Origin of the sequence: Micromonospora acroterricola, from assembly GCF_003172955.1 — a bacterium.
Classification (GTDB): domain Bacteria; phylum Actinomycetota; class Actinomycetes; order Mycobacteriales; family Micromonosporaceae; genus Micromonospora; species Micromonospora acroterricola.
In genome coordinates this window covers 1-8,998 of record NZ_QGKR01000100.1, presented here as the reverse complement: position 1 = coordinate 8,998, position 8,998 = coordinate 1, and the positions used below count along the sequence as shown (strand labels likewise).

General features: G+C 74.2%; 12 protein-coding genes. 6 read left to right on the top strand and 6 right to left on the bottom strand.

Translation table 11 applies throughout. The annotated features are described in order from the left end of the window. The first annotated feature begins 33 nt into the window (after positions 1 to 33). The gene (locus DKT68_RS03015) at positions 34 to 1,083 is read left to right on the top strand and encodes an ROK family protein (protein WP_109815900.1); all 1,050 of its coding nucleotides are present in this window, start codon (positions 34 to 36) and stop codon (positions 1,081 to 1,083) included. A gap of 48 nt (positions 1,084 to 1,131) precedes the next feature. Here the strand turns inward: DKT68_RS03015 and DKT68_RS03010 are convergent, their stop codons facing one another. Further along, positions 1,132 to 1,332: a DUF397 domain-containing protein gene (locus tag DKT68_RS03010; RefSeq protein WP_109815899.1), complete on the bottom strand. Its 201-nt coding sequence runs from the start codon at positions 1,330 to 1,332 to the stop codon at positions 1,132 to 1,134. 5 nt (positions 1,333 to 1,337) lie between these two features. Continuing rightward, positions 1,338 to 2,183, bottom strand: coding sequence for a helix-turn-helix domain-containing protein (locus DKT68_RS03005; RefSeq protein WP_109815898.1), 846 nt, complete (start codon positions 2,181 to 2,183; stop codon positions 1,338 to 1,340). Between the two features lie 276 nt (positions 2,184 to 2,459). Here DKT68_RS03005 and DKT68_RS03000 point away from each other — a divergent pair, with 276 nt between their 5' ends. Together DKT68_RS03000 and DKT68_RS02995 are read left to right on the top strand one after the other, a co-directional pair. Further along, positions 2,460 to 2,678 (top strand): hypothetical protein, encoded by a 219-nt coding sequence (locus tag DKT68_RS03000; RefSeq protein ID WP_109815897.1) that lies wholly within the window; start codon positions 2,460 to 2,462, stop codon positions 2,676 to 2,678. A gap of 204 nt (positions 2,679 to 2,882) precedes the next feature. Beyond that, positions 2,883 to 3,983 (top strand): D-alanine--D-alanine ligase family protein, encoded by a 1,101-nt coding sequence (locus DKT68_RS02995; RefSeq protein ID WP_109815896.1) that lies wholly within the window; start codon positions 2,883 to 2,885, stop codon positions 3,981 to 3,983. 71 nt (positions 3,984 to 4,054) lie between these two features. Here the strand turns inward: DKT68_RS02995 and DKT68_RS02990 are convergent, their stop codons facing one another. After that, the gene (locus tag DKT68_RS02990; RefSeq protein WP_109815902.1) at positions 4,055 to 4,720 is read right to left on the bottom strand and encodes a DUF3515 family protein; all 666 of its coding nucleotides are present in this window, start codon (positions 4,718 to 4,720) and stop codon (positions 4,055 to 4,057) included. Positions 4,721 to 4,750: 30 nt separating this feature from the next. Further along, positions 4,751 to 4,984: an Lrp/AsnC ligand binding domain-containing protein gene (locus DKT68_RS02985; protein ID WP_013284547.1), complete on the bottom strand. Its 234-nt coding sequence runs from the start codon at positions 4,982 to 4,984 to the stop codon at positions 4,751 to 4,753. A gap of 153 nt (positions 4,985 to 5,137) precedes the next feature. Between DKT68_RS02985 and DKT68_RS02980 the strand changes: the two genes are divergently transcribed. Both DKT68_RS02980 and DKT68_RS02975 read left to right on the top strand, forming a co-directional pair. Beyond that, the gene (locus DKT68_RS02980) at positions 5,138 to 6,070 is read left to right on the top strand and encodes a thiamine-phosphate kinase (protein ID WP_407940686.1); all 933 of its coding nucleotides are present in this window, start codon (positions 5,138 to 5,140) and stop codon (positions 6,068 to 6,070) included. A gap of 29 nt (positions 6,071 to 6,099) precedes the next feature. Continuing rightward, on the top strand, positions 6,100 to 6,561 hold the full coding sequence (locus DKT68_RS02975; RefSeq protein WP_109815901.1) for a GNAT family N-acetyltransferase: 462 nt from the start codon (positions 6,100 to 6,102) through the stop codon (positions 6,559 to 6,561). 31 nt (positions 6,562 to 6,592) lie between these two features. Here the strand turns inward: DKT68_RS02975 and DKT68_RS02970 are convergent, their stop codons facing one another. Both DKT68_RS02970 and rpmB read right to left on the bottom strand, forming a co-directional pair. Beyond that, positions 6,593 to 7,846, bottom strand: coding sequence for an ATP-grasp domain-containing protein (locus DKT68_RS02970; protein WP_109815894.1), 1,254 nt, complete (start codon positions 7,844 to 7,846; stop codon positions 6,593 to 6,595). A 178-nt stretch (positions 7,847 to 8,024) separates the two neighbouring features. Further along, positions 8,025 to 8,216: a 50S ribosomal protein L28 gene (gene rpmB / locus DKT68_RS02965; protein ID WP_007456456.1), complete on the bottom strand. Its 192-nt coding sequence runs from the start codon at positions 8,214 to 8,216 to the stop codon at positions 8,025 to 8,027. Between the two features lie 296 nt (positions 8,217 to 8,512). On the opposite strand from rpmB, the gene DKT68_RS02960 reads away from it, so the two are divergent. Further along, positions 8,513 to 8,998 (top strand): DAK2 domain-containing protein (locus DKT68_RS02960; RefSeq protein WP_146218271.1); only part of this gene is annotated, 486 nt, incomplete at its 3' end.

Below are 8,998 nucleotides of genomic sequence, written 5' to 3'. Positions count from 1 at the left end.
GGCTCACAATCATGACGGCGGGAGGCGGTTTCGGTGGGCAGCGCAGGGGTGCCGGTGGTCGTTGGGCTGGACAACGGCGGCACCAGCAACAACGCCACCGTTCTGACGGTGGACGGCCGGTTCCTGGTGGACGGGCTGCTGGAGATCCCCAGCGAGGTGCGGGAGGGGCCGGAGGCGGCGATCGAGGCGCTGGCCCGGGCACTGGACGGTGCTCTCGCGCAGACCGGCGTGCCCCGCGAGCTGGTCCGGGCGGTCGGGCTGGACACGCCCGGCCCGGCCAGCGCCACGGGCGTCATCTCCTCCCGCGGGTCGACCAACTTCTCCCAGCCGGCCTGGCGCGGCTTCGACGTGCGGGGTGCCCTGGAGCGGCGGCTCGGCCTTCCGGTGGTCTACCACAACGACGGCAACGCGGCCGCGCTCTACGCCCACCACGCGTACTTCGGGGCGGAGGCGATGAACCGGTCGTCGGTCTCCGCGATCGTCGGTACCGGCCTGGGCGGCGGGGTGGTCGAGGGCGGCCGGGTGATCGCCGGCGCTGCCGGGATGGCCGGGGAGCTGGGCCACGTGCACATCCCGCTGAACGGGCTGCTCGACCCGGGGCAGCCGGAGCCGACCTGCGCCTGCGGCTTCACGGGCGACGTCGAGAGCGTCGCCTCGCTGACCGGGATCGAGCGCAACCTCCTGCCGTACTGGCTGACCCGGCACCCGGACCACCCGCTCGCCGCCGAGCCGCTGGGCCGGGCGGCGAAGCTGGTGCGGGGCTACGGCGAGCGTGGGGACGCCCTGGCCCGGGACCTCTTCGCCCAGCAGGCGATGGCGCTGGGCCGACTGTTCACCTTGGCCGCCAACTTCACCGACCCGCACGCGTACTTCGTCGGCGGTGGGGTGGTCGAGGCGGCGCCGGAGTTCCGCGACTGGTTCCTGGCGACGGTCCGCGAGCACACCGTGCTCCGGGAGGAGCAGGCGGCGGTGGCCACCTTCGCCCTGGTGCCGGAGCGGGACATGGCCGGCGCCCGGGGGGTGGCGATCGCCGCCCTGGAGGCGCTGCGCACCGTGCCGGAGTCCAGCCCGCTGGTCTCCTGAGGTTCGGCCCGTCAGCCTGGGCCCGCGCGCCGGCCCGCCCTCGTCGGGTCAGCGGCGCGGCGGGGCCTGGGCGAAGGCGGCCCAGGCGGCCGGCGGGAACAGCAGGGCCGGGCCGGCCGGGTCCTTGGAGTCGCGGACGGCCACCAGCCGCGGGATCGCGGCCACCTCCACGCAGGCGCCCTCGCCGCCGCTGCGGCTGCTCTTGCGCCACGCCGCCGCGGCCAGCGCCGCTGTGATCGTCGGTGTCATCGGTCCTACCGTCCTTTCAGGAGTGTCATGAGCTGGTCACGGCTGTCCGCCGGGCTGAGCGCCACGCTCCGCAGGTGCTCCATGATCTTGGTGCAGGTACGCGTTTCGCCGGCTCGGTCGAGGATCATCTGGCCGGCGACGGTCTCCACCGAGGCGATGATCGGGTCCTCCGGGTCGGCGAACTCCAGGATGTGCAGCGAGCCCCGGGTGCCCCGGTGGTATCCGGCGGAGAGCGGGATCACCTGGACGGAGATGTTGGGCAGCTCGGCCATCTTCACGAGGTGACGCAGTTGCCCGTCCATCACCGACCGGTCGCCGACCGGGCGTAGCAGCGCGCCCTCGTCGATGATCGCGTCGAGGATGGGCGGGTCGTCGCCGGTGAGCCGCTGTTGCCGGTCGAGGCGAACCTTGACCCGCTGCTCGACCAGCTCGTCGCCGAGGGTGTGCGGCCCGCCGCGCATGACCCCACGGATGTAGTCGGCGGTCTGGAGCAGGCCGGGGACCACCGAGGGCTCGAAGTTGGCGATGGCGGTGGCCTCGGCCTCCAGGGCGATGAAGTCGATGGTGCGCGGGTCCAGCAGGTACGAGTACGAGACCCACCAGCCCGGCTTGCGGGCGTCCTTGGCGAGCTGCACCGCCGCGGTCACCTCGTCGGCGCCCACCCCGTACGAGGTGAGCAGGGCGCGCACGGTGGCCGGGCTGATCAGCGTCTGCGCGTTCTCGTACCGCGAGAGCGTGCTGCGGGTGCTGTTGATCTCATCCGCGGCGGTCTCGAGCGTCAGCCCGGCGGCTTCCCGGTGGTGGCGCAGGGCGATGCCGAGCCGACGGGCGCGGGCGGTCTTCGGAGCCATGCATCGATGGTCGCACACATTTGTGGGAACGTCTGCATGAGAGAACGTCGATGAGAGTTGCATTCACGGCTGTACACGTGTCAATCTGTCATCGCGTCCTCACCGCCGGTTGTCGTGGCGACGGTGGTGGTGAGCGACCGGAGGGGATGGGGCGCGCGGCGGTCGGGTTTGTCCCCCGTACCCGATCGCCGCGTGCCGCAGCCATCCCGGCCCCCCGGAAGGAGACGACGTGCGTACCGGTCCGGAGCCCCCCGCCGTGCATTCGGACGGCCGGCCATGACCCGCTTCCTGGTCGTGCTCACCGACGTGCGTCCCGTCGAGGGCGTCGAGCGCAACGAGCGGGTCGCGCCCGAAAGGCGTCGGCAGGTGGTCGGCGCCAGCAGCCGGGAGGCCGCCGACCGGATCGCCGGCGCGTTCATGGCGCTCGGCATGGTGCGCGCCGGCCGGCAGCGGGTCAAGGTGATCGCCGTCGGCCGCCGGCACGCCCGGGACTGACCCGCCAGCCCCGGCCCAGCACCGCGCGCCTCGTCATTACCGACATCCCGTCACGCACCGTATATCCTCTGTTGACCGATTGCCGCATCGCGCCGTGGCTCACCGGGTATCGCCTCGTCCTATCGCCACGCACAGTAAGGTCAACCGGGTGAGCGCCACCGGCGAGCACGACCAGCCGCAGTCGCGTACGAAGAGGTGACCGGAGTGACCACCCCAGGCAAGACCCGCGTGGCGATCGTCTTCGGCGGCCGCAGCCCGGAGCACGGCATCTCCTGCGTCAGCGCCGGCAGCGTGTTCGGCGCGCTCGACCCGGACGAGTACGAGGTGGTGCCGGTGGGCATCACCCGGGCCGGCCAGTGGGTGCTGACCAGCGGCGACCCCGCGCAGCTCGCGATCAACGCACGCCAGCTGCCGGAGATCACCGCCGAGTCCGGCGAGGACATCGTGCTCCGCGCCGACCCGACCGGCAACGGGCTGATGGTGCTCGACCCGACCGAGGGCCCCCGCGCGCTGGCCGACGTCGACGTGGTGTTCCCGGTGCTGCACGGCACGTACGGCGAGGACGGCACCATCCAGGGCATGCTGGAGATGGCCGGCATCCCCTACGTCGGGGCGAACGTGTTCGCCTCCGCCGCCGCCATGGACAAGGAGTTCACCAAGAAGCTCTGCGCGGTCGAGGGCATCCCCGTCGGCCCCTACGTGGTGCTGCGCAACGGGATGACGCTCACGGAACAGGACCGGGACCGGCTCGGCCTGCCGGTCTTCGTCAAGCCGTCCCGGGCCGGCTCGTCGTTCGGCATCACCCGGGTCACCGACTGGGCGCAGCTGGACGAGGCCGTGGCCACCGCCCGGCAGTTCGACCCGAAGGTGATCATCGAGGCCGCGATCGTCGGCCGCGAGATCGAGTGCGGCGTGCTGGAGGGCGAGGCCGGGGGAGCGCCCGAGGCGTCCGTGCTGGCCGAGGTGCGGGTCGTCGCCGACCACGACTTCTACGACTTCGAGGCGAAGTACCTCGACGACTCCTGCGAGTACGACATTCCGGCCGGGCTGCCGGAGAAGGTCACCCGCCAGGTGCAGGAGTACGCCGTCCGCGCGTTCACCGCGCTGGACTGCGCCGGCCTGGCCCGGGCGGACTTCTTCGTCACCCCGGAGCTGGACGTCTACCTCAACGAGATCAACACGATGCCCGGGTTCACACCGACGTCGATGTTCCCGCGGATGTGGGCGGCCTCCGGCCTGGAGTACCCGAAGCTGGTCAACCGCCTGATCCGCACCGCCCAGCGGCGCGGCGTGGGCCTGCACTGAGCCACGACCACCCACCGTTCGCGGCGGTACGCCGGTCGGGTCCGGACCCGCGCGTGCCGCCCGCGGACCGGTCAGGCCCGGCAGCCGGCGGGGACGTCCCCGCCGGAGGGCACCGAGGCGACGATCGCGTTGGACACCGGCGCCACCCACTGCAACGGCTGCTCGTAGGAGCGGGGGATGCGTGCCGTCACCGGCGTCTCCCGGTCGACCGTGGTGAGCACGGTCGCGTCGCCCTGCTCGGCCGAATGCCAGCAGACCCCGTTGACCGTCCAGACCTCGTCGGTGGCCGGGAAGGTCGGCTCGGCGCCGCCGCAGGCCACGGTGAGCGCCGGGTCGCCGTACGCGGCGTTCTGCTCCGGACCGGCGGTGACCGGGCGCTGGGTCAGGTCACGGATGGTCGGCGGCAGTTGGGAGAGCAGTGCGCGGCACACCGTGGCCGGGCGGTCGGCCAGCGCCGGCGCGGCCATCTCGACCGGAGCGGTGGACTGCACCCGGGCCGTGGTCGGGCTCGGGGCGGCGGCCGGCTCGTCCGGGGAGAGCCTGCCGAAGGCCAGCACGGCCACCAGCAGCGTGATCGGCAGCGCGATCAACGTGGCCAGCAGGGCGGCGCCACGGATGGTCCGGTCCCGGCCGGCCGGCGCGTCGGCGGTCGGCTCGCCCGACTCGCGGATACCGTCAGCCGGCTCGGACGTACCGGTGGCCCCGCCACGCGTCCCGTCGCGCCGGTCGTCATCCAGATCGGCGGAGGAGGTAGAGATCTCGTCCACTTACAGCCGCACCACCGAACACGTGAGGGTGCGGGTGATGCCGGGCACCATCTGCACCTTGCTGACGATGAGTTTGCCGAGCTCGTCGACGGTGTTCGCCTCGGTGAGGACGACCACGTCGTACGGGCCGGTGACGGCGTCGACGCGCACCACGCCGGCAAGGTCCGCGATGAGACCGGCCACGTCACGTGCCCGGCCGACCTCGGTCTGGATGAGGATGTACGCCTGTACCACGACTCGACCTCCGTCCGTCGCCGCCCTGGGGCGGCCCGAAGGGTGAAACTACCTTACGGACCAGGTCTGATCCCTATCGGTGGTCAAGGAGCAGCAGTGAGCGAGCGCGGCGGTGCCGGGCAGAACGGACGGAACGCCGGCGGTGTCGCCAGCGTGGCCGGGATCGGCGAGTTCGGGTTGATCGGGCGGGTCACCGCCCGGCTACCGGTCGGGCCGACGACCCTGCTCGGCCCGGGGGACGACGCGGCGGTGGTGGCCGCCCCGGACGGCCGGGTGGCGGCGTCCACCGACGTGCTGGTCGACGGGCGGCACTTCCGGCGGGACTGGTGTGCCGCCCGGGACGTGGGCCACCGGGCAGCGGCGGCCAACCTGGCCGACATCGCGGCGATGGGCGCCACCCCGACCGCCCTGCTGGTCGCCCTCTGCATGCCGGCGGACCTGGAGACGGCCTGGGCCGAGGAGCTGGCCGACGGTCTGGCCGCCGAGGCGGCCACGGTCGGCGCGAGCGTCGTCGGCGGGGACATGTCGGGCAGCCCCACCCTGACCGTCGCGGTCACCGCGCTGGGCGACCTCGGCGGGCGCCCGCCCGTCGTGCGCTCCGGCGCCCGCCCCGGCGACGTGCTGGCCCTGGCCGGCCGCACCGGGTACGCGGCGGCCGGCCTGACCGTGCTGACCCGTGGCTTCCGCACCCCCCGGCTGCTGGTCGAGGCGTACCGGCGGCCGCAGGTGCCGTACGCGGCCGGCCCGCAGGCCGCCCGGCTCGGCGCCACCTCGATGATCGACGTGTCGGACGGGCTGCTCGCCGACCTCGGGCACGTGGCCACGGCCAGCGGGGTGGCGATCGACGTGCGCCGGGACGCGTTCGAGGTGCCCCGGCAGATGTCCGACGCCGCGCAGGCGCTGGGCGTCGACCCGTACACCTGGCTGCTCGCCGGTGGCGAGGACCACGCGCTGGCCGCGACCTTCCCCCCGGGGGTGGCGTTGCCGGCGGAGTGGCGACCGATCGGCCTGGTCTCGGCCGGCGCCGGGGTCACGGTCGACGGCGCCCCCTACGACGGTCCCCGGGGCTGGGACCACTTCCGGTGAGGGCCCGCGTCCGCCGTACGCTGGACGCCGTGAGTGAGATCGAGATCCGGGTGGTGCGGTTCGACGCGCCGGTGGCGCAGCGGCTGATCCGCGACGCGCTGGCCGACCTCGGCGCCCGCTACGGCGGCACCGGCGACGACACCCCGGTGGACGCGGCCGAGTTCGAGCCGCCGGACGGCGCGTTCCTCGTCGCCTACCTGGCCGGTGAGCCGGTCGGCTGCGGTGGCTGGCGCAGCCACGGCGCGGACACCGCCGAGCTGAAGCGGATGTACACGGCCCCGGCGGCCCGTGGGCGTGGCGTGGCCCGGACGTTGCTGGCGGCCGTCGAGCGCTCGGCCCGTGACCACGGCCGCAAGCGGGTGGTCCTGGAGTGCGGGGACAAGCAGCCCGAGGCGATCGCCATGTACACCTCCGCCGGCTACGAGCGGATCCCGAACTTCGGTTTCTACAAGGACGCGGAGGGCTGCGTCTCCTTCGGCCGCACCCTCTGACCCGGGGGTCGCCGCCCTGCGGGTGGACAGCTCAGCCGGTGGTGATCCGGATCTCCCCGGCGGCCCGGGCGGCCGCTGCGGTCGCCTCCTGCGGGTCGGCGCCCCAGGCCAGCACCTGGCCGCTGCGCCTCGCCGACGAGGTGACCTCGGCCACCCGGTCGCCCACCGTCACGCCCACCGTGACGTCCAGCACGCCGGGAACCCTGCCGGCCGGCCGCAGCCCGTCCACGGCGGTGACCGTGCCGGGCGGGGCGAGCAGGAACTCCACCGCCGCCGCGCCGCTCGGGTGGGCCGGCAGCGCCGGGCGTTCCCCTCGCAGCGTCCGCAGGTACGCGGCGACGAACCCGCAGTCGTAGGCGATCGAGATCAGTGCGGTGATCAGGTCGCCGGGCAGTCGGGCGGCGCACTCCACGAGCGCCGGCCCGTCGGCGGTACGGATCCACTCGCTGTGCAGCACCCCGGTGCGGAAGCCGGCGGCGCCGGCCAGCCGGGTGGCCACGTCGAGCAGCTCCCGTCGGGCGTCGTCGGGCAGCGCGGAGGGCACGGTGTGCCCGGTCTCCACCGGCCGCCCACCGGCCAGCACGCGCTTGTCGGTGACGTTGCCGAAGCGCACCTCGCCCTCGGTCAGCAGGAGCTCCACGCTGTGCTCGGTGCCGACCAGCACCTCCTCGGCGAGGACCTCGTTCGGCAGGCCCGGGGCGGCGTCGGGGGCCGTCTCCGGGTCGGCGCTGGCCGCCCAGGCGGCGGCGACCAGCCCCGGGTCGGTGATGATCTGCACGCCGAGGCTGCCGGCCCGGCGGGTCGGCTTCAGCACGCAGCGCCCACCCTGCCGGTGGGCGAAAACGGTCGCCTCGGCCGCCGTGCCGACCAGCGCGAACGCCGGGTTGGTCAGGCCGGCCGCCGCGGCGAGCAACCGCATCCGGTGCTTGTCGGTGAAGATCTCGGCGGCCTTCACACCGGCGCCGGGAAGGCCGAGCGCGTCGGCCAGCCGAGCCGCGGCGAGCACCCCGTACTCCTGGCCCGGCACCACCAGGCGCGCGGCGGCCAGCGCCGGCTCCCGGGCGAGCAGCGCCGCCGGCTCCAGGCCGGTCTGGTACTCCGCCGCCACCACGCGGGAGACGATCGGCAGCGCGGCGCAGTGCCGCTCCAGGTCGCGGCGGCGGATCAGGTCGGGTTCCTCCACCACGACCACGCTGCCGGCGGGCAGCACCTCGCTGAGGCCGCGCAGCAGGTCCAGCGCGCAGCCCACCATGACCATCTCGTCCCGGCCCAGATCCAGCCGCACCCGTCACCCCTCCGCCCAGCCGGACGGGACGCCCGGCGCAGCGCGACCCTAACCGGGCGGGCGGCCGGGCAGGGCGGCCGCGTCGTGTAGTCGTCAGCGACCCGGCGCGGACACGACAGAGCCGGCGGACCGCAGAGGTCCGCCGGCTGAGCCGTACGAGAAGGTGGGTCCTACCGCGTCAGGCGCGGGTGACCTTGCCGGCCTTGATGCACGAGGTGCAGACCTGCAACTTCTTGGTGTTGCCGCCACCGGCCGGGGTACGCACCGACTGGATGTTCGGGTTCCAGCGGCGGTTGGTCCGCCGGTGCGAGTGGGACACGTTGTGGCCGAAGCCCGGTCCCTTGCCACAGACGTCGCACACGCTAGCCACGGGATACTCCTGGGATTGAAACGTTCATGAGGTCGCCGGCAGGCGCTGACCGGGCAACCTGGCCAGGTTACCCGATGACCCGCCGACCCGGCCAACCGGCCTGGTCGGGCGACGGCCCGTGCCCGGGCCCGCGGGTGCTGGCGCCCCCGTCCGCCCGGTGGTGGGCCGTTCCGGCGCCAACGATACCCGAGGTCCCCGCTCCGGCCGCCCGAGCCGGGTCCAGCGCCGGATCCGGGACGAACGGACACGCCGGACGAGTCCGACGGCTGTCGGTGCGCGCCAGTAGGCTTCTGGCCGTGCTGGACACCCTCGACGCCGCCGCGGTCCGCCGGTGGTGTGCGAGCGGGCTGGCCGCGTTGAAGCGCCACCAGGGCGAGATCGACGAGCTCAACGTCTATCCGGTCCCCGACGGCGACACCGGCACCAACCTGGTGCTCACCCTCACCTCGGCCCAGCAGGCCCTCGCGATGGACCTGGCCACGCTCCCCGACAGCGGGCCGACCGCCCACGGGCACGCGTTGCGGCTGATGGCCCAGGGCGCGCTGCTCGGCGCGCGCGGCAACTCCGGGGTGATCCTGTCGCAGATCCTGCGCGGCTTCGCCGACGCGGCCGCCGCCGTCCCGGGGGTGCGCGGCCGGGAGCTGGCCGCCGCGCTGCGGGGCGCCACCGTGGCCGCGTACACCGCGGTCGCCCGGCCGGTGGAGGGCACGATGCTCACCGTGGTGGGCGCGGCCGCCCTCGCGGCCGAACGGGCGGCCAGCGAGGACCTGCCGGCGGTGGCC

Excerpts from the sequence above, each read along its gene's own strand:
- DKT68_RS03010 (WP_109815899.1), bottom strand. The coding sequence starts at position 1,332 with ATGACACCGACGATCACAGCGGCGCTGGCCGCGGCGGCGTGGCGCAAG.
- DKT68_RS03005 (WP_109815898.1), bottom strand. The coding sequence starts at position 2,183 with ATGGCTCCGAAGACCGCCCGCGCCCGTCGGCTCGGCATCGCCCTGCGC.
- DKT68_RS03000 (WP_109815897.1), top strand. The coding sequence starts at position 2,460 with ATGACCCGCTTCCTGGTCGTGCTCACCGACGTGCGTCCCGTCGAGGGC.